We start from the raw sequence: 17715 nt of genomic DNA, 5'->3' as shown, positions 1-17715 counted from the left end.
GTGTATAAACCGAATGAGCGGCTGACGCTTACTTGGCTAGAATAGCCTGATGATCCAGATCTCCGACACTGCCCAGACCCATTTCCGCAAGTTGATCGAACGCGAGGGCGTGCCCGGCATGGGCGTGCGCCTGAGCGCGGTCGACCCCGGTACCCCGCGCGCCGATGCCCGGCTGGAATTCGCCGAACCGACCGACCTGCTCGGTGACGAGTGGGCGGTGGACTGCGATGGTTTCACCCTCTATGTCGACGCCGGCAGCGTTGGCTGGCTCGATGGTGCCGAGATCGACATCGTCGCCGGCACCGCCGGTGCCCAGCAGCTGACCATCAAGGCGCCGCGCATCAAGGGTGAAGCGCCCGGTGATGCCGCCTCGCTGGTCGAGCGCGTGCACTGGGTGGTGGAGAACGAAGTCAATCCGCAGCTGGCCTCGCATGGCGGCAAGGTGGCCGTGCAGGAAGTCTCGTCCGACGGCGTGGTGCTGCTGCGCTTCGGCGGTGGCTGCCAGGGCTGCGGCATGGCCGACGTGACGCTCAAGCAGGGCATCGAAAAGACCCTGATGGGCCGCGTGCCCGGCGTGACCGCCGTGCGCGACGCGACCGACCACGACAGCGGCCATGCGCCGTACATTCCGCGCGGCAACGTCGCCTGATCGCTGACGCGTGCCTCTGACCCGGGCCGAGCAACTCATTGACCTGCTGCTGGCGCGCCAGCAGCCCCGCGCCGTCCTCGAGAAGTCCACGCGCCTGCCCTACGGTTGGGCGCTGTGGCTGCGCTCGCTGGGGCCGCTGCCGCGGCCGTTCCATGCCCGCGACGTGATCGCAGTTTTCCTGCCGCGCCCGCTGCCGGGCCCGCCCGGACAGTCGCCGCGGTTGTCGCCGTGGCAGGCGCTGCGCCGTTTGTTCTGGCAGGACTGGGACGCCGCGCCGCGCGACCAGCGCTGGATGCGCTGGACCTCGGCACTGGTCAGTGCACTGCTGCACCTGCTGTTCTTCATGCTGCTGCTGTGGGTGGCGGTGATCCGTACCACCGCGCCGGACGAAGAGGGCGCCGAGGGCGAGCGCGTGCAGGTGGAGTTCGTCGGCCGCGCCACCCAGCAAGGCGGTGGCGATCAACCGGGCGCCGAAGCGGCTGCGGCTGCGGCGGCGGGTCGGGTTGCGACGGGCCAGGAAGCGGGCGCTGCCACGGCCCCTGCACCACGTCCGGTCGCTGCCGAAGCCGCCGCCTCATCCCCGGCATCCGCGCCGACCGTCAGCGTTCCACCATCGCCGGCCGAAGCGGAGCCGGCGCCGGTTGCCGCGCCGCCGCCTTCGCCTGTCCAGGCCACCGAAGTGGCGCAGGCCAGCACCGATTTCGTGGTGCCGCCGGTCAGCGTGCCGCGTACCGAAGTGAGCGTCGTGCCGCGTGACAGCACACCCGTTGTGCGCGAGCGCAGCGTGCAGCCGGTGCAGGCGCCGCCGACACCAAGCCAGGTGCGCACCCCGGAACTGGCCGTGCGCACGCCGCAGGTGCGTGACATCCAGGTGCGCGAACGCGAAGTCAGTACGGTCGATGCGCCGGTCGCGCCACAACCGTTGCGTAGCGCGGAAATGCAGGTGCGCGTGCCGCAGCAGGACGTGCAGGTGCGCGAACGTGAAGTGCAGGCCGTGGCCGATCCGCAGGTGCGGATGGCGGCGGTGGCCGGACGTGAGCCCGCCGTACGCGCGCCCACCGGCCGCGACGTGCAGGTGCGCGAACGGGAGGTGGCCTCGGCACCGGTGGCAGTACCGGCATCTTCCAGTGGCAGTGCCACGGCGGCGCCTGCAACTGCGGCCCAGGGCAGCGCGACGCAGGCGAGCAGCAGCACGCGTCCGTCAGCGTCCAGCAATACACCGGCGAACGCAGGAGCGCGCCCGGCGCCCGATCCAGGCAACTGGGCGACACCTGCCAAGGGCGATGACTGGGGGTCTTCCAGCCGCAACCGTGACGGTGCCAGCAGTGGTGCCCGCCAGGCCAGCACTGCCGGCAAGGGCAGCGGCCTGTTCAATGCCGATGGCAGCGTGCGCGTGCCGGGCCAGGAAGGAGATGGCCATGCCGAGCGCGGTGCGCCCGGTGGTGCCAACGATGGCTGGAGCAAGGAGCGCATCGCGCAGTCCGGCACCTGGCTGAAACGCCCGCCGTACGACTACACACCGACCTCGTTCGACAAATACTGGGTGCCGCAGGAATCGCTGCTGGCCGAATGGGTGCGCAAGGGCGTCAAGGCGATGGAGATTCCATTGCCGGGCACCAACACGAGGATCTCCTGCGTCATTTCGATCCTGCAGGCCGGTGGCGGCTGTGGCCTGACCAACCCCAACATGCAGGACCAGCCGGCCGTGGCACGACCGCCGCCGGACATCCCGTTCAAGAAAGAGCTGCAGGAAGATAACGGGAGCCGCTAGGACGGCGCATCCACGCATGGCGTGGATCTACTGTGCATCCAGCTGCGCCGGGTAGATCCACGCCATGCGTGGATGATCCATGCGGGGACACGCCCATGCCGACCAGGGTCGGCATCCACCAGGGCAGTGCTCTTACGCGCTCTGCGACAGGAACACCCAGAACGGTACGTCGCGGCCGACCCAGTCACGGCTGGTCTCGTCCATCACGTCCAGCAGGGTGTCGAAGTCCTTCTGCGCACCGGTGCGCAGCGCGTCCACGTCGGCCAGAAACAGCGCGTAGCCATTGGCCGGCAGCCATTGCAGGTCGCGCAGGTTGTCCGACAGCGCATCCCAGTTGCCGCCGAAGCCGGCCGGGAAATCCAGCTGTGCGGCCAGCCGGGCGAGCAGGGTGCGCTTGTCCGCGACGCCCTCCAGATCGATGCGGATCACCTTCAGGCCGGCATCGCGCATCGCCGCGGCCAGTGCGCCGATGTCGTCGCTGTCGATCGCGTAGACGCCGGCATTGTTGATGTCGTGCAGGCCGAGGCCGAAATCATCGTGGCTCATCACTGCGCTCCCTGGGCCGGTACGGTGAAGCTGCGGAATGACGCGTAGTGGTCGTCGGTGTAGTACCACGCTTCCGGCGGATCGCCGCCGGTGACGATGCGGCGCGTGCCGCGGGTACGCGCGCCGGGGGTATCGACGGTGTATTCGCGGTAATAGCCGCGTGCGCGCTGCGGCAGTTGCTGCTCGCGGTTGCCGAAGGTGCTGCCGTCCTGGCGGTGCGGGAACGGACCGCCACGCTGGATCAGGGCGATGGTCGCGCGCGCTTCGGCGGGCAGGAACGCGGGAAGTCCGCTGTCCTTGCCGGGCGAGGCGGTGGCCGGCGCGCGTGCGGCGGGCGTGCCCTGCAGGTCGGGCGCGAACTGCGGCGCCGGCGGCCGCTGCAGGAAATGGTTGGCGACCAGGCCGAGCAGCAGCAGGGCGATGGCGGTGATCAGCAGCCGGGGGTTGCGCATGGGCAGGGGCGGGCGAGGGTGGTGCACGCACTGTAGCGCCTGTGCGCTGCACGGTGCATGAGGAGAGCGCTGCGTCACTGCTGCGTAACAATTGCCGTCGTGCTCACTGGCAGGACGCAATTTCCTTTACATCCCCCTTGGTAATCTGGCGGTCTGTCCCCATCATTCACCGCGCACCGCCCGACACCGTCGGGTGCCCTCGCAATCAGGAGATGCATCATGGCCTACACCCTGCCCAAGCTGTCCTACGCCTACGACGCGCTGGAACCGCATATCGATGCGGCGACGATGGAAATCCATCACACCAAGCATCACCAGACCTACATCAACAACGTCAACGCGGCGCTGGAAGGCACCGAGTACGCTGACCTGCCGGTCGAAGAGCTGGTGAAGAAGCTCAAGTCGCTGCCGGAGAACCTGCAGGGCCCGGTGCGCAACAACGGTGGTGGCCATGCCAACCACTCGCTGTTCTGGACCGTGATGGCCCCGAATGCCGGCGGCAACCCGGTGGGCGGCGTGGCCAAGGCCATCGACAAGGACCTGGGCGGCTTCGACAAGTTCAAGGATGCCTTCACCAAGGCAGCGCTGACCCGTTTCGGCAGCGGCTGGGCGTGGCTGAGCGTGACCCCGGACAAGAAGGTCGTGGTCGAGAGCACCGGCAACCAGGACAGCCCGCTGATGGAAGGCAACACCCCCATCCTCGGCCTGGACGTGTGGGAACACGCGTACTACCTGAAGTACCAGAACCGCCGCCCGGAATACATCGGCGCGTTCTTCAACGTCATCGACTGGAACGAAGTCGAGCGCCGTTACCAGGAAGCGATCGCCTGATCGCGGTAGCGGGATGAACTGAAGAGGCCGGGGGAGACCCCGGCCTTTTTTGTTTGCCAGCGTCTGGACGCCGGGCAGGACCTGGTGGGTGCCGAAGGCGGGGCTATTCGGCCGTCGCCGTGATGCCCTGCAGGCGAAGGGTGGCCAACACGCCCAGGCGCAGGCCGGGCAGGTCGCCGTCGGCCGGCAGCAGGATCGGCTGCTGGCGGATGCCGCCGAAGTGCTTGACCTGGAACAGCACATCCAGGCCGTGGCCGCTGCTGCCACCGCCACTGGCGGCCGGCGCTTCGGCGCGGCCGCCGGGATTGCGCCGGGCCGGCTGGAAACCCGGCGTGCTGCGCACCAGTTCCACCGTGTTGGCCGAGAAATCGCCGGCAATCAGGCTGGGCATGCCTTCGGCGGTGGCGCCGATCCAGGTCATCAGGTCGCTGGTCTGGTGCTGGCGGGCGGTGGCCTCGTCCGGGTCCGGACGCAGCCGCGCCACATAGATGTTGACCAGCGCCTCGCCCAGCTTCAGCCGCATCATGCCGGCCGCGCTGAAGGTGCCGGGAGGATGCAGCAGGGTCACGCCGTCCTCGCTGACCGGCAGCCGGGTCAGCATGGCGTTGCCATGCCGCAGCGGCTGGCTGGGCGGATCGGCGGTAACGAAGTCGCAGCTGTAGCGCAGCCGGCTGGCCAGCCAGCAGGCCGGGTTGCGGCCCTGCTGCTGCAGCACCTGCTGCACCGAGATCACGTCCGGTTGCAGCTCGGTCAGCAGCTGTGCGACCTGCTCGCGGCGCTGCTTCCATTGCGCGTCATCGCGGCTGGGCAGTTCCAGCGCGGCCACGGTCAGTTGCCGGGGCTCGCTCTCGCTGGCGGCGGCGGTCGGCGCCTGCGGGCGGGCCTGTGCCTGCAACGCCAGCAGCAGCAAGAGACAGCTGAGCAGGAGGCGGGCGTGGGCGAGGGGGCGCATAACGATAAGTTTACGCTTTTGTCGTGCAGGTGCCGTGACTTCCGGCACGGCCGGGATGGCCTGCCACGGATTGGCACCGTTGTCATGCAGCCCTGCAGCGTGCTTCGCAAGCCCCGGTTCCGGTAACCTTGCGCCTTTCGCTTTGCAGGAATGCCTTACAGGATGAGCCACGACGCAGTCGCCCCCATCGCCGGCCAAGGAAAGATGCCGCGCCAGATTCCGTACATCATCGGCAATGAGGCCTGCGAACGGTTCAGTTTCTACGGGATGCGCAACATCCTGGTGCAGTTCCTGATCACCTCGCTGCTGCTGCAGGAAATCACTGCAGAAGGCCGTGCCGGTGAAGCCAAGGACATCATGCACAGCTTCATGATCGGCGTGTATTTCTTCCCGCTGCTCGGTGGCTGGCTGGCCGACAGGTTCTTCGGCAAATACCACACCATCCTCTGGTTCAGCCTGGTCTACTGCGCCGGCCACCTGTGCCTGGCGCTGTTCGAGAACAGCCGCGAGGGCTTCTTCCTCGGCCTGGGCCTGATCGCGCTCGGCGCCGGTGGCATCAAGCCGCTGGTGGCCTCGTTCATGGGCGACCAGTTCGACCAGAGCAACAAGCACCTGGCCAAGATCGTCTTCGACGCCTTCTACTGGATCATCAATTTCGGCTCGCTGTTCGCCTCGCTGCTGATTCCGCTGGTGCTGAAGAACTGGGGCCCGCAGTGGGCGTTCGGCATCCCGGGTATCCTGATGTTCATCGCTACCTTCGTGTTCTGGCTGGGCCGCAAGCGCTACGTGCTGGTGCCGCTGCCGCCGAAGGATCCGCACTCGTTCGCCAACGTGGTGCGCACCGCGCTGACCGCGCGCGTGGCCGGCCAGGGCCGTCCGGGCCTGGTGATCGCCGTGCTTGGCCTGGTGCTGGCGGTGGCCTCGTTCGGCCTGGTCGGTTCGCTGGGCATCGTGATCTGCCTGTGCCTGGCGCTGGTGGCCATCCTTGCCGGCATCGGTGGTGGCACCTGGCTGCAGCTGGACCGCGCCCGTGGCCAGCATCCGGCCGAAGCCGTGGAAGGCGTGCGCTCGGTACTGCGCGTGCTGGTGATCTTCGCGCTGACCACGCCGTTCTTCTCGCTGTTCGACCAGAAGGCCTCGACCTGGGTCCTGCAGGGCCAGCAGATGCAGATGCCGAGCTGGTTCACCGCCTCGCAGATGCAGGCGCTGAACCCGCTGCTGGTGATGATCCTGATTCCGTTCAACAACCTGGTGCTGTACCCGGCCCTGCGCCGCTTCGGCTTCGAGCCGACCGCGCTGCGCCGCATGACCGCCGGCATCGCCTTCAGTGGCCTGGCCTGGATCGTGGTGGGTGGCATCCAGGTGGTGATGGACGGCGGCAACGCCATGTCGATCTTCTGGCAGATGCTGCCGTACGCGCTGCTGACCTTCGGTGAGGTGCTGGTCTCGGCCACCGGCCTGGAGTTCGCCTACAGCCAGGCGCCGCAGGCGATGAAGGGCGTGGTGATGAGCTTCTGGAACCTGACCACCACCATCGGCAACCTGTGGGTGCTGCTGTCCAATGCGGCGGTGCGCAACGACACGGTGACCCACCAGATCGCCGGCACGGGCCTGAGCGAGGCGGCGTTCCTGATGTTCTTCTTCGCCGGCTTCGCCTTCGTCGCGGCGTTGGCCTTCGGTTGGTACGCGAAACGCTATCGTATGGTCGACAACTACCGTAGCGCCTGAGCCTGACATGACCCCCGTCAATCTGCTGTTGATCGCCATCACCGCCATCCTGTCGTGGATGGCGTTCAACAACCGCAAGCTGGCCGACCGCCTGATCCTGTGGCCGCCGGCCATCGACCGTCACCGCCAGTACGACCGGCTGGTGACCTATGGCTTCATCCATGCCGACTGGTCGCACCTGATCTTCAACATGATCACCCTGTTCTTCTTCGGGGGATTCATCGAGAGCGTGATGGTGCAGCTGACCGGCAGCTACCTGACCTACCCGGCGTTCTATATCGGCGCGCTGCTGGTCTCGATCCTGCCCAGCTACCTGAAGAACCAGAAGAACCCGAACTACCTCAGCCTCGGGGCGTCCGGGGCGGTGTCGGCGGTGCTGTTCGCCTTCATCCTGATCAAGCCGTGGTCGATCATCCTGGTGTTCTTCATTCCGGCACCGGCGATCATCTATGCCGCGTTCTACGTCGGCTACAGCATCTGGATGGACAAGCGCGGCGGCGACCGCATCAACCACAGCGCGCACCTGGCAGGCGCGGCGTTTGGCGTGATCTTCATGCTGGCCATGCAGCCGAGCATCTTCAACCACTTCCTGCGCGAGCTCTCCAACCCGACCTTCCGCCTCGGCGGCGGTTGATGCAGGTAGCGGGGCGGATCGGGTCCGATCCGCCCCGGCCGGGTCAGGCCGCGGTCTGCTGGCCGTAGGTATCCAGCAGGCGGGCGAACACTTCCTCGCCGATGCGCTGGAAATCCTGATCCTCGGTCTGCCCTTCCACCGCCAGTTGCAGCAGGCCCTCCAGCAGGGCGCGGTCGGTATCGGAATGGGAATTGCTGGCGTGCATGGGGGCCTCCACGGTGGTGCGCATGGTCAACGGTCGCAAGGGTCGTGCCAGCCTGGCCGTACCCCTCCATAGGCGATAGCGGCCGGCCCGCCTCCAGCTTGAGGGGCGAAAACTGACGTGAATGGACTGGACTTGCCCCTGTTCAGGCTTCACGCGATCATGGCGCCCGGCTGCGCACCATCCACGCAGTCGCTGCAGGAGACAGTTCCATGGCTTCGGTCACGCCCCCCGGTCTGGCCTACGAGGTCGAACACGACCTGGCCAACCACCGCTTCACCGCCCGTGTGCGAGGACAGCTGGCGGTGCTGGACTACCAGATCAAGCGCAAGCGCATGGTCATCACCCACACCGAGGTACCCGAGCCGATCGCGGGCCGTGGCATCGCCGGTGAGCTGACCCGTGTGGCGCTGCGTTTCGCCCGCGAGCAGAAGTACAAGGTGGTGCCGGCATGTTCCTACGCCGAGGCCTTCCTGCAGCGGCACGAGGAGTACCACGACCTGCTCGTTGGCTGAATGCCAGCGGGCCACGCTTCAGCCATGGCAGGCGATGATGTACAAACATGAACAGGGGATCCCGATGAAGATTGGAAACAACCGGCCACTGCACGGCAGCGTGCTGGCCGGCGTGGTGGGCGTGCTGTTGCTGGCCGGTTGCCAGCGTGAAAGCGAGCCGGCACCGGCGACCGACGCGGCGCCCGCCGCCGAAGCCACCGCCGCAGGCGAAACGCCGGCCACGGAAGCGCCGCTGGACCTGCGCGACGTGATCGAGAACAACGAGCGCGAGGTGGTGGGCATCAGCTACCCGGCCGGTATCGACCGTTATCCGGGCCTGGCCCGCGCGCTGCAGAGCTATGCGACGAGTGCGCGCAGCGACCTGCAGCAGGCGCTGGACGGGCTGGGCAACGACAAGCCGACCATGCCGTACGAGCTGTCGCTGAGCTTCGAGAAGCTGCTGGAAACCCCGCAGCTGGTGGTGATCAGTGCCGATGGCAGCCGCTACACCGGTGGCGCCCACGGCGAGCCGCTGGTGGCCCGCTTCGTGTGGCTGCCGCAGCACCAGCAGATGCTCAGCGCCGAAAAGCTGGTGGCTGATGCCAAGGGCTGGAAGGCGATCAGCGATTTCGTCGCCGACCAGCTGCGCGAACGCGTGGCCACGCGCCTCAGCGGCGAGGACATGGATCCGGCCCAGCTGCAGGAATCGCTGCGCAACGCATCGCGCATGATCGCCGACGGCACCGGCCCGCAGGCCGACAATTTCAGCCAGTTCCAGCCGCTGACCGACGACAAGGGGCAGATCACCGCGCTGCGCTTTGTTTTCCCGCCGTACCAGGTGGGTCCATACTCGGACGGCACCCAGACCGCCGATGTACCGGCGGCGGTGCTGTTGCCGCACGTGGCCAGGGACTACGTGGAGCTGTTCGCACGCGGTTGACCGCAGTCGAGGAGGTGGCGTGGATACAGGGTTGCAGGAGCGGGTCGCCGGCCTGCTCCACGAAGCCGGGGTCCGCATCGGCGGCACCCAGCCACAGGACATCCAGGTGCATGACCCGCGTTTTTTCGCGCGGGTCATGGGCCACGGCTCGCTCGGCCTGGGCGAGAGCTACATGGAAGGTTGGTGGGATGCCAACGTCCTGGATGAATTCCTCGTCCACCTGATGCAGGCGCATCTGGATGAGCGGGTGCACGGCTGGCGCGAAGTGGCGGACGCGCTGAAGGCGCGCCTGTTCAACCTGCAGGTGGGGCAGGGCAGCTACGAAGTCGGTCGTCGCCATTACGACCTGGGCAATGATCTCTACCAGGCCATGCTCGGCCAGCGCCTGGTCTACAGCTGCGGCTATTGGCGCAACGCTGATGACCTTGATGCAGCGCAGGAGGCCAAGCTCGACCTGGTCTGCCGCAAGCTGGGCCTGCGCCCGGGCCAGCGCGTGCTGGACATCGGCTGTGGTTGGGGTGAAGCCCTGAAGTTCGCCGCCGAGCGCTACGGTGTCAGTGGCGTCGGCGTGACGATTTCGCAGGAGCAGGCCGAGTTCGCCCGCGAACTGTGTGCGGGCCTGCCGATCGAGATCCGCCTGCAGGACTACCGCGAGCTGGACGAACCGTTCGATGCGATCTTCTCGATCGGCATGTTCGAGCACGTCGGTGACAAGAACTACAGCAGTTTCTTCGAGGTGGCCAAGCGCTGCCTGTCACCGCGCGGCCTGCTGCTGTTGCACAGCATCGGCACCAACATCTCCCGGCATCGCACCGATCCGTGGATTGCGCGCTACATCTTCCCCAACTCGATGCTGCCATCGGCGGTGCAGATCACCAGGGCGTTCGAAGGCCGTTTCGTGCTGGAGGACTGGCACAACTTCGGCACCGACTACGACCTGACCCTGCAGGCGTGGCGACGCAACGTGGAAGCGGCGTGGCCGCAGCTGGATGCGCACTACGACGAGCACTTCCGGCGCATGTGGCGTTTCTACCTGGCCGGGTCGATGGCCACCTTCCGCTGCCGGCACGCGCAGCTGTGGCAGCTGGTGCTGTCGCCGGAGGGCGTGCCCGGTGGGTACGTGGCACCGCGATGAAGCCAGAGCGGGGTCGGAGCCCTTTCCGTGGAAAGGGATCCGACCCCGGGGTCAGATCCCTTTTCGCAGAGAAGGGCTCTGACCCCAATCACAACAAAAAACCGCCCGGTCTCCCGGGCGGTTTTCGTTTCACGCTACCGCGCTGGCGATCAGTTGCCGGCGCCGGTCAGGCCACGCTTTTCCAGCAGCGGTTCGATCTGCGGCTCGTGGCCGGCGAAATCGCGGAACAGCTGCATCGCGTCGACGCTGCCGCCCTTGGACAGCAGGGTGGCGCGGAAGTGGTCGCCGTTCTTGCGGCTCAGGCCGCCGTTGTCCTTGAACCACTTCTGGGTGTTGGCGTCGAGCACTTCCGACCAGATGTAGGCGTAGTAGCCGGCCGAGTAGCCGCCCATGATGTGGCTGAAGTACGGAGTCTTGTAGCGCGGCGGAACCGGCGCATAGTAGATGCCGTCCTTCTCCAGCGCGGCGCGCTCGAAGGCCATCACGTCCTTGGCCGCCGGCACCTGGTCCGGGCCGATCTGGTGCCAGTTCTGGTCCAGCATCGCCGCACCCAGGTATTCGGTGGTGGCAAAGCCCTGGTTGAACTTCGATGCGGCAATCACCTTGTCCAGCAGCGCCTGCGGCATCGCCGAGCCGTTCTGGTAGTGCTTGGCGTAGTTCTTCAGGATGACCGGGTTGTCCGACCACATTTCGTTGACCTGCGACGGGAACTCGACGAAGTCACGCGGCACCGAGGTGCCCGAGAAGTACGGGTACTTCACGTTGGAGAACATGCCGTGCAGGGCGTGGCCGAACTCGTGGAAGGTGGTGTTCACCTCATCCCAGGTCAGCAGGGTCGGCTGGCCGGCCGGCGGCTTCGGGATGTTCAGGTGGTTGGCGACCACCGGCTTGAAGCCGGTCAGCTTGGACTGCGAGACGTAGGAGTTCATCCACGCACCGCCACGCTTGGAGGCGCGCGCATACGGATCGAAGATGAAGATCGCCAGCTGGCTGCCATCGGCGTCGAACACGTCGTAGACGGTGACGTCATCGTGGTAGACCGGCAGGTCGGTGCGCTGCTTGAAGGTCAGGCCGAATTCCTGGCCGGCAGCGTAGAACACGCCGTTTTCCAGCACGTTCTTCAGTTCGAAGTACGGCTTCAGCTGCGACTCGTCGAAGTTGTACTTGGCCTGGCGCACCTTCTCGCTGTAGAAGGCCCAGTCCCACGGTTCCAGCTGGAAGGTCGGCTTGCGCGCGGCCTTCTGCTCCTTGTCGATCATCGCCTGCAGGTCGGCGGCTTCGCGCTTGGCATTGGCCACCGCGGCCGGGGCCAGCTTGCCCAGCATCGCGTTGACCGCTTCCGGGGTCTTGGCGGTCTGGTTGGTCAGGTTGTAGGCGGCGAAGTTCGGGAAGCCCATCAGCTTGGCCTTGTCGGCACGCAGCTGCATGATGCGCGAGACCAGCGCGGTGTTGTCGAACTCACCGCCGCGGCTGCCGCGGGTGGTCGAGGCTTCGTAGATCTTCTGGCGCAGGGCGCGGTTGGCCAGGTTGGTCAGCGGCGGCTGGCCGGTGGTGTTGAGCAGGGTGATCACGTACTTGCCTTCCAGGCCACGGGCCTTGGCGGCTTCGGCGGCGGCGGCGATCTGCTCCTTGGACAGGCCGGCCAGCTCCTTGACGTCGTCGACGGTGATCGCCGAAGCGTTCACTTCCGACTGCACGTTCTGGCTGAACTTGGTGCCCAGGTTGGCCAGCTCGGCGTTCATCGCCTTCAGCTTGGCCTTGTCGGCCTCGGACAGCTTGGCGCCGGCGCGCACGTAGTTGTCGTAGTACTTCTCGACCAGGCGCACGCCTTCGGCGTCCAGGCCCAGCTGGCTGCGGGTGTCGTACAGCGCCTGGATGCGGGCGAACAGTTTGCCGTTCAGCGCGATCGCATCGCTGTGCGCGGCGAACTTCGCCGAGTAGTCGGCCTGCAGCTTCTTGCGGGTGTCGTTGGTATCGGCGCCGACCAGGCTGAAGAACACGGTGGTCGCACGGTCGAGGATGTCACCGCTCTTTTCCAGGGCGATGATGGTGTTGTCGAAGGTCGGCTTGGCCTTGTTGTTGGCGATCGCCTCCACTTCCTTCAGCTGCTGCGCCATGCCGGCGTCGAAGGCCGGGGCGAAGTCGCTGTCCTTGATCTTGTCGAACTGCGGGAAGTGCAGCGGCAGCGGGCTTTCGGCGAAGAACGGGTTGGCCTGCTGGGCATTGGTGCTGGCAGCCGGGGTGGCGGCGCCGGCCGAGAAGGCGGGCAGGGCAAGGCCGAGGGACATGGCCACGGCAAGGGCAAGTCGAGTGGTCAAGGTAGAAGCTCCGGTAAGGCAAACAAGGGCCCGAGGGTAACCCGGCCGGCGGCGCCTGCACTTGTGTCAAAAGGCATGTTGCCTGGGCCGGGCGCGGGTACCATGCATTCACCGCCCACGGCCCGCCATCATGACAACCGCCTACGATTTCAGCTTCCGTGACCTCGACGGCCAGCCGCAGGCGCTGGCCCGGTACCAGGGCCATCCGTTGCTGCTGGTGAACGTCGCCAGCCGTTGTGGCTTCACCCCTCAATACACCGGGCTGGAGCAGCTGTGGCAGGAGTACCGCGAACGCGGCCTGGTGGTGATCGGCTTCCCGTGCAACCAGTTCGGCGCGCAGGAGCCGGGTGATGCCGCGCAGATCCGCCAGTTCTGTTCGCTGGACTATCCGGTCAGCTTCCCGCTGTCGGAAAAGATCGAGGTCAACGGCGACGGTGCCGACCCGCTGTGGGCGTGGCTCGCGCGCGAGAAGCGTGGCCTGCTCGGCAGTGCCCGCATCAAGTGGAATTTCAGCAAGTTCCTGGTCGACCGCCAGGGGCGGGTGGCGTCGCGACATGCGCCCACCACCAGGCCGGAGCAGCTGCGCGACGAGATCGAAGCGCTGCTGTGAGATGAACCGAAAAAGGGGACGGAGGGGATTAAGTCGTTTGTGCACAAACGACTTAATCCCCTCCGTCCCCTTTCTGCTTATTTCTCGACGAACGCGCGCTCGAACACGTAATGGCCCGGCTGGCCAATGCGCGGCGAAACCTGGAAACCGCGGGCATCGAGCACAGCGCGCAGGTCGGCCAGCATCTGCGGGCTGCCACAGATCATCGCGCGGTCGTTTTCCGGGCTCAGCTCCGGCAGGCCGAGCGTGCGCTGCATCTCGCCGCTTTCCATCAGCGAGGTCAGGCGGCCCTGGTTGGCGAACGGCTCGCGGGTGACGGCCGGGTAGTACAGCAGCTTGTCGCCGATCATCTCGCCCAGGAACTCGTGCTCTCGCAGTTCCTTCTCGAAGTAATCGCGGTAGGCCAGGTCCTTCTCGTAGCGCACGCCGTGGCACAGGATCACCTTCTCGAAGCGCTCGTAGGTTTCCGGGTCCTTGATGACCGACAGCCACGGCGCCATGCCGGTGCCCGTGCCCAACAGGTACAGGTTCTTGCCCGGGTGCAGGTCGCTGATCAGCAGGGTGCCGGTGGGCTTCTTGCCGACCAGCACCTTGTCGCCCGGCTTGATGTGCTGCAGGCGCGAGGTCAGCGGGCCGTCCTGCACCTTGATGCTGAAGAACTCCAGGTGCTCTTCCCAGTTGGCGCTGGCGATGGAGTACGCGCGCAGCAGCGGCCGCGCCTCGGTTTCCAGGCCGATCATCACGAACTGGCCGTTCTCGAAGCGGAAACCGCTGTCGCGGGTGAGGGTGAAGCTGAAGTAGGCATCGGTCCAGTGACGGACCTCAAGCACCGTTTCGGCGCCAAAAGCGGAGGACATGGGCGTATCTATCGGAAGTCGTCGGGGGTGATTCTATCTCAAATGAGACAGGTTCTCATTAGGCGGAACGAGAGGCGTTCTCAGCGGTAACCGGCCGCCTGCAGCTCGAACAGCTCGGCGTAGCGGCCTCCCTGGGCCATCAGCTGCTCATGGGTGCCACTGGCCTCGATCCGGCCATCGGCCAGCACCAGGATGCGATCGGCCATGCGGACCGAGGAGAAACGGTGGGAAATCAGCACTGCGGTGCGATTATCCGCCAGTTCCCTGAACCGCTGGAACACCTCGAACTCACTGCGTGCATCCAGCGCCGCCGTTGGCTCATCCAGGATCATCACCTGCGCATTGCGCATCCATGCGCGGGCGATGGCGATCTTCTGCCACTGGCCACCGGACAGGTCCACGCCCTGCTTGAAGCGGCGGCCGATCAGCTGGTCGTAGCCGCCGGGCAGGTCGTCGATCACTTCCTCGGCCATGCCGCGCCGTGCGGCGTCGGCGATGCGCGCCTGGTCGTCCATCGCCTCGACCTGGCCGACGCCGATGTTCTCGCCGGCGCTGAGGTTGTAGCGCACGAAGTCCTGGAAGATCACCCCGAGGTTGGCGCGCAGGTCGTCCAGGTCGTAGTCGCGCAGGTCGCGCCCATCGAGCAGGATGCGGCCCTCGTCCGGTTCGTACAGCCGCGCCAGCAGCTTCACCAGCGTGGTCTTGCCGGCGCCGTTCTCACCGACCAGGGCCAGCACTTCGCCGGCCTGCAGCTGGAAATCGAGGTGGCGCACGGCCCATTGCTCGGCATCCGGGTAGCGGAAGCCGACGTTCTCGAACACGAAGCCCTGGCGGATCGGCTGCGGCACGCGCACCGCACCTTCGCGCGAGTGGATTTCCGGCTGGATCTGGAAGAACGAGAACAGGTCGTCCAGATAAAGTGCCTGGCTGGCCACCTGCGAGAACCCGATCAACAGGCCCTCCAGCAGCTGGCGCAGGCGCAGGAAGCTGCCGGCGAGGAAGGTCAGGTCGCCGATCGAGAAGTCGCCGCGCACCGTGCGCCACGCGATGTAGGCATAGGCGGTGTAGTAGCCCAGCGTGCCGAGCGCAGCCAGCAGCGTGCCCCAGAACGCGCGGCGCCGGGCCAGGGCACGGTTGGCCTGGAAGAGTGCTACAGACAACCTGCGATAGCGCTCCACCAGGAAGCGGTGCAGGTTGTAGATCTTCACTTCCTTGGCCGTTTCCACGCTGGCACCGAGCTGGCGCAGGTAGTCGAGCTGGCGGCGCTCGGGCGTCCACTGGAAGTTGAGGCTGTAGCCGGCCGCGTTGAAGTGCGATTCGCCGATGAAGGCCGGCACCAGTGCCAGCGCCAGCAGCAGGATCAGCCACGGCGCGTAGACCAGCAGGCCGACGGCGAGGCTGGCCACGGTGATCGCGTCCTGCACCTGGCCGAACAGCTGGCTCATCAGGTTCATCCGGCCCATGGTCTGGCGTCGCGCACGGTCCAGCTTGTCCTGCAGGTCCGGGTCTTCGAAGTCCTCCAGATCCAGCGTTGCGGCGTGTTCCATCAGCCGGATGCTGGTGACGTTGGCGAACAGTTCCGAGAGCAGGGCATCGGCGTAGCTGACCAGCCGGCCGAGCAGATCCGAGGCGATGGCCAGGCCGAATTCCAGCGCGAGCAGGCCCAGCAACGGATTCAGCACGCCGCTGGACAGCGCTTCGCCCAGCGGCGGGAAGCCAGCGTCGTGCTGGCTCAGGTGCAGGGCGCTGTCGATGATCAGCTTGCCGACGTACAGCATTGCCACCGGCAGCAGCGCACGGATCAGGCGCAGCCCCAGGCTGGCCAGGGTGAGCGCGGGGCTGGTCTGCCAGACCATGCGCAGGAACGGCGGCAGGTTGCGCATCGCCTTGAAGCGCTGGCGCAGGCTGGGCTTCTTCGCGGCGGCAGCGCCGGCGGTGGGGGTAGCAGGCATGCGCGTATTGTGCGCGCCTGACGCGTGCAGATGGGGTCAGTGCAGCCGTGTGGCCGCGCCGGGGTCAGATCGAGTCAGAGCCCTTCGCGTGGCGAAGGGATCCGACCCTGCCGCATCCACGCATGGCGTGGATCTACCGTGTCGACCAAGATCGACACCTACCAACCGTTGCAGGAACCCGCCCAGCCAGACCCCGTTACGGCAGCGGCGGCAGCAAACCCGCGCCCAACCGGTTCCAGGCATTGATCACCGCAATGCCCATGCTCAGGTCACTGATGCCCTTCTCATCGAAGTGCGGTGCCAGTGCGTCGAACGCTGCCTGCGACGGCGCACCGTCGGTCAGCCGGGTCAGTGCCTCGGCCCAGCCCAGCGCCGCGCGTTCGCGCGCATCGAAGAAGCGGCTTTCGTGCCACGCGGGCAGGGTGTCCAGCTTGCGCGGCTCGATGCCGCCCTTGCGCAGCGCGGTGCCATGCATGTCCATGCAGTAGCCGCAGCCGTTGAGCTGCGACACGCGCAGGAACAGCAGTTCCATCAGGGGCGGATCAATCGAGCTTTCATGCACCGCCTTGCTGGTGGCCAGCAGGCCCTTGAAGGCCTCGGCGGCCAGGCGGGTATAGGGAACGCGGGGAGAGGCGTGGTCGGACATTTTCGGCTCCACGGCGGCCACGATGGCCACCTTTCACTACCAGGACGCCGCACCGTCATCGCGCGTGACAACTCCCGGCAGCTTTTCCGGGTTCAACACGCTGTACACGTTGGCGATGCGGCCATCGACCACCTCGATGGTGGTGACCGAGTGCAGACGATCGCCCTGGAAGCGCAGGATCGCCGGTTCGCCATTGACGTAGCCCAATTGCGCCGGATGCACCGCGCCGCGGCGGGCGATGGCCCAGAACAGGCGGCCGATGCGTTCGGCGCCGAGCAGGGGCCGCACCGCCGCAGTGACCACGCCACCGCCGTCGGAAACCAGTACCGCGTTGGCGTGCAGCAGGGCCTGGATCGCTTCGCTGTCGCCGCGCTGGGAAGCGTCCATGAAGCGTGCGAGCAGCTGCCGGTGCTGGCTGGCATCGGCGTTGAAGCGCGGCCGCCCGGCCTGCAGGCGCTGCCGCGCGCGGTGCACCAGTTGCCGGCAGTTGGCCTCGCTGTGGCCGAGCAGGTCGGCGATCTCGCGGTAATCGTGATCAAAGGCCTCCTTCAGCAGGAACGCGGCGCGTTCCTCAGGGCCGAGCTGTTCGAGCAGGGTCAGGAAGGCCACCGAGACATCGTCGGCCAGCGCATGCAGCTGCGCCGGACCGGGTGCCGGGTCGGGCTCCAGGGTCACCGCCAGCGGTTCGGCCAGCCATGGGCCGACGTAGTGCACGCGCTCGCGCTTGGCCGCGCGCAGCCGGTCCAGGCCGAGCCGGGTGGTGGTGGTGACCAGCCAGGCTTCGGGGTCGCGGACGGCCGCCGGGTCGGCGCCGGACCAGCGCAGCCAGGCATCCTGGACCACGTCTTCGGCGTCGGCGCGGCTGCCGAGCAGGCGGTAGGCCAGGGCCATCAGGCGCGGGCGGTGGGTCTGGAATGCGGTTTCAGGGTTCATGTCGACCAGGACGCCGGGAAGGGAGCACGCGTGACAGGGAGTGTGGGGTCAGAGCCCCTTGCAGG

18 protein-coding genes are annotated in these 17715 nt (G+C 66.8%); 9 read left to right on the top strand and 9 right to left on the bottom strand.

The genetic code is table 11. From position 1 onward, the window contains the following. Window positions 1–49 precede the first annotated feature (49 nt). A complete protein-coding gene (locus DFO63_RS04630) occupies window positions 50–649 on the top strand; it encodes an NfuA family Fe-S biogenesis protein (RefSeq protein WP_014037813.1) in 600 nt (199 codons plus the stop codon). A 10-nt stretch (window positions 650–659) separates the two neighbouring features. Beyond that, window positions 660–2420, top strand: a complete 1761-nt coding sequence (locus DFO63_RS04625) for a hypothetical protein (protein ID WP_119006524.1) — start codon at window positions 660–662, stop codon at window positions 2418–2420. Between the two features lie 132 nt (window positions 2421–2552). Here the strand turns inward: DFO63_RS04625 and DFO63_RS04620 are convergent, their stop codons facing one another. Together DFO63_RS04620 and DFO63_RS04615 are read right to left on the bottom strand one after the other, a co-directional pair. Then, window positions 2553–2966, bottom strand: coding sequence for a barstar family protein (locus tag DFO63_RS04620; protein WP_049444791.1), 414 nt, complete (start codon window positions 2964–2966; stop codon window positions 2553–2555). Then, window positions 2966–3418 carry a ribonuclease domain-containing protein gene (locus tag DFO63_RS04615; RefSeq protein ID WP_014037810.1) on the bottom strand — a complete coding sequence of 151 codons (453 nt, stop codon included), beginning with the start codon at window positions 3416–3418 and terminating at the stop codon, window positions 2966–2968. The genes DFO63_RS04620 and DFO63_RS04615 overlap by 1 nt, the downstream gene beginning before the upstream one ends. 219 nt (window positions 3419–3637) lie before the next feature. Here DFO63_RS04615 and DFO63_RS04610 point away from each other — a divergent pair, with 219 nt between their 5' ends. Beyond that, window positions 3638–4249 (top strand): superoxide dismutase, encoded by a 612-nt coding sequence (locus DFO63_RS04610; protein WP_101765797.1) that lies wholly within the window; start codon window positions 3638–3640, stop codon window positions 4247–4249. Between the two features lie 103 nt (window positions 4250–4352). On the opposite strand, the gene DFO63_RS04605 is transcribed toward DFO63_RS04610, so the two are convergent. Continuing rightward, entirely contained in the window at window positions 4353–5201 is an 849-nt protein-coding gene (locus tag DFO63_RS04605; protein ID WP_101765796.1) for an endonuclease/exonuclease/phosphatase family protein, read from the bottom strand. A 162-nt stretch (window positions 5202–5363) separates the two neighbouring features. On the opposite strand from DFO63_RS04605, the gene DFO63_RS04600 reads away from it, so the two are divergent. Together DFO63_RS04600 and DFO63_RS04595 are read left to right on the top strand one after the other, a co-directional pair. Continuing rightward, a complete protein-coding gene (locus tag DFO63_RS04600; protein WP_014037808.1) occupies window positions 5364–6929 on the top strand; it encodes an oligopeptide:H+ symporter in 1566 nt (521 codons plus the stop codon). Window positions 6930–6936: 7 nt separating this feature from the next. Beyond that, window positions 6937–7563 (top strand): rhomboid family intramembrane serine protease, encoded by a 627-nt coding sequence (locus DFO63_RS04595; RefSeq protein ID WP_014037807.1) that lies wholly within the window; start codon window positions 6937–6939, stop codon window positions 7561–7563. Window positions 7564–7606: 43 nt separating this feature from the next. On the opposite strand, the gene DFO63_RS22090 is transcribed toward DFO63_RS04595, so the two are convergent. Then, window positions 7607–7768, bottom strand: a complete 162-nt coding sequence (locus DFO63_RS22090; protein ID WP_014037806.1) for a hypothetical protein — start codon at window positions 7766–7768, stop codon at window positions 7607–7609. A 209-nt stretch (window positions 7769–7977) separates the two neighbouring features. Here DFO63_RS22090 and DFO63_RS04585 point away from each other — a divergent pair, with 209 nt between their 5' ends. The 3 genes from DFO63_RS04585 to cfa are packed head-to-tail and all read left to right on the top strand — an operon-like array spanning window position 7978 to window position 10334. Next, window positions 7978–8280: a GNAT family N-acetyltransferase gene (locus DFO63_RS04585; RefSeq protein WP_005417588.1), complete on the top strand. Its 303-nt coding sequence runs from the start codon at window positions 7978–7980 to the stop codon at window positions 8278–8280. 37 nt (window positions 8281–8317) lie between these two features. Beyond that, entirely contained in the window at window positions 8318–9199 is an 882-nt protein-coding gene (locus tag DFO63_RS04580) for a DUF3298 and DUF4163 domain-containing protein (protein WP_049444810.1), read from the top strand. A 19-nt stretch (window positions 9200–9218) separates the two neighbouring features. Then, the gene (cfa, locus tag DFO63_RS04575; RefSeq protein WP_119006523.1) at window positions 9219–10334 is read left to right on the top strand and encodes a cyclopropane fatty acyl phospholipid synthase; all 1116 of its coding nucleotides are present in this window, start codon (window positions 9219–9221) and stop codon (window positions 10332–10334) included. Window positions 10335–10483: 149 nt separating this feature from the next. Here the strand turns inward: cfa and DFO63_RS04570 are convergent, their stop codons facing one another. Further along, window positions 10484–12652, bottom strand: a complete 2169-nt coding sequence (locus DFO63_RS04570; protein ID WP_119006522.1) for a M3 family metallopeptidase — start codon at window positions 12650–12652, stop codon at window positions 10484–10486. 130 nt (window positions 12653–12782) lie between these two features. Here DFO63_RS04570 and DFO63_RS04565 point away from each other — a divergent pair, with 130 nt between their 5' ends. Beyond that, window positions 12783–13262, top strand: a complete 480-nt coding sequence (locus DFO63_RS04565; RefSeq protein ID WP_119006521.1) for a glutathione peroxidase — start codon at window positions 12783–12785, stop codon at window positions 13260–13262. 77 nt (window positions 13263–13339) lie between these two features. On the opposite strand, the gene DFO63_RS04560 is transcribed toward DFO63_RS04565, so the two are convergent. The 4 genes from DFO63_RS04560 to DFO63_RS04545 all read right to left on the bottom strand — a co-directional run bounded on the left by DFO63_RS04560 (window position 13340) and on the right by DFO63_RS04545 (window position 17650). Beyond that, window positions 13340–14119 (bottom strand): ferredoxin--NADP reductase, encoded by a 780-nt coding sequence (locus DFO63_RS04560; RefSeq protein WP_014037801.1) that lies wholly within the window; start codon window positions 14117–14119, stop codon window positions 13340–13342. 80 nt (window positions 14120–14199) lie between these two features. Further along, window positions 14200–16071, bottom strand: a complete 1872-nt coding sequence (locus DFO63_RS04555) for an ABC transporter ATP-binding protein (RefSeq protein ID WP_119006520.1) — start codon at window positions 16069–16071, stop codon at window positions 14200–14202. Between the two features lie 196 nt (window positions 16072–16267). Continuing rightward, a complete protein-coding gene (locus DFO63_RS04550) occupies window positions 16268–16717 on the bottom strand; it encodes a carboxymuconolactone decarboxylase family protein (RefSeq protein WP_119006987.1) in 450 nt (149 codons plus the stop codon). 36 nt (window positions 16718–16753) lie between these two features. Next, window positions 16754–17650 carry an RNA polymerase sigma-70 factor gene (locus DFO63_RS04545; RefSeq protein WP_119006519.1) on the bottom strand — a complete coding sequence of 299 codons (897 nt, stop codon included), beginning with the start codon at window positions 17648–17650 and terminating at the stop codon, window positions 16754–16756. Between the last annotated feature and the right edge of the window lie 65 nt (window positions 17651–17715).

The organism is Stenotrophomonas sp. AG209, assembly GCF_003550055.1.
In the GTDB taxonomy this organism is placed as follows: domain Bacteria; phylum Pseudomonadota; class Gammaproteobacteria; order Xanthomonadales; family Xanthomonadaceae; genus Stenotrophomonas.
Note: the sequence above shows the minus strand (reverse complement) of the source record. Positions and strands in the feature narration are given on the sequence as shown.

Bases quoted from the DNA above. Each gene is read 5' to 3' on its own strand.
- DFO63_RS04630 (WP_014037813.1), top strand. From the start codon at position 50: ATGATCCAGATCTCCGACACTGCCCAGACCCATTTCCGCAAGTTGATC.
- DFO63_RS04620 (WP_049444791.1), bottom strand. From the start codon at position 2,966: ATGAGCCACGATGATTTCGGCCTCGGCCTGCACGACATCAACAATGCC.
- DFO63_RS04615 (WP_014037810.1), bottom strand. From the start codon at position 3,418: ATGCGCAACCCCCGGCTGCTGATCACCGCCATCGCCCTGCTGCTGCTC.
- DFO63_RS04610 (WP_101765797.1), top strand. From the start codon at position 3,638: ATGGCCTACACCCTGCCCAAGCTGTCCTACGCCTACGACGCGCTGGAA.
- DFO63_RS04605 (WP_101765796.1), bottom strand. From the start codon at position 5,201: ATGCGCCCCCTCGCCCACGCCCGCCTCCTGCTCAGCTGTCTCTTGCTG.
- DFO63_RS04600 (WP_014037808.1), top strand. From the start codon at position 5,364: ATGAGCCACGACGCAGTCGCCCCCATCGCCGGCCAAGGAAAGATGCCG.
- DFO63_RS04595 (WP_014037807.1), top strand. From the start codon at position 6,937: ATGACCCCCGTCAATCTGCTGTTGATCGCCATCACCGCCATCCTGTCG.
- DFO63_RS22090 (WP_014037806.1), bottom strand. From the start codon at position 7,768: ATGCACGCCAGCAATTCCCATTCCGATACCGACCGCGCCCTGCTGGAG.
- DFO63_RS04585 (WP_005417588.1), top strand. From the start codon at position 7,978: ATGGCTTCGGTCACGCCCCCCGGTCTGGCCTACGAGGTCGAACACGAC.
- DFO63_RS04580 (WP_049444810.1), top strand. From the start codon at position 8,318: ATGTACAAACATGAACAGGGGATCCCGATGAAGATTGGAAACAACCGG.
- DFO63_RS04565 (WP_119006521.1), top strand. From the start codon at position 12,783: ATGACAACCGCCTACGATTTCAGCTTCCGTGACCTCGACGGCCAGCCG.
- DFO63_RS04560 (WP_014037801.1), bottom strand. From the start codon at position 14,119: ATGTCCTCCGCTTTTGGCGCCGAAACGGTGCTTGAGGTCCGTCACTGG.
- DFO63_RS04555 (WP_119006520.1), bottom strand. From the start codon at position 16,071: ATGCCTGCTACCCCCACCGCCGGCGCTGCCGCCGCGAAGAAGCCCAGC.
- DFO63_RS04550 (WP_119006987.1), bottom strand. From the start codon at position 16,717: ATGTCCGACCACGCCTCTCCCCGCGTTCCCTATACCCGCCTGGCCGCC.
- DFO63_RS04545 (WP_119006519.1), bottom strand. From the start codon at position 17,650: ATGAACCCTGAAACCGCATTCCAGACCCACCGCCCGCGCCTGATGGCC.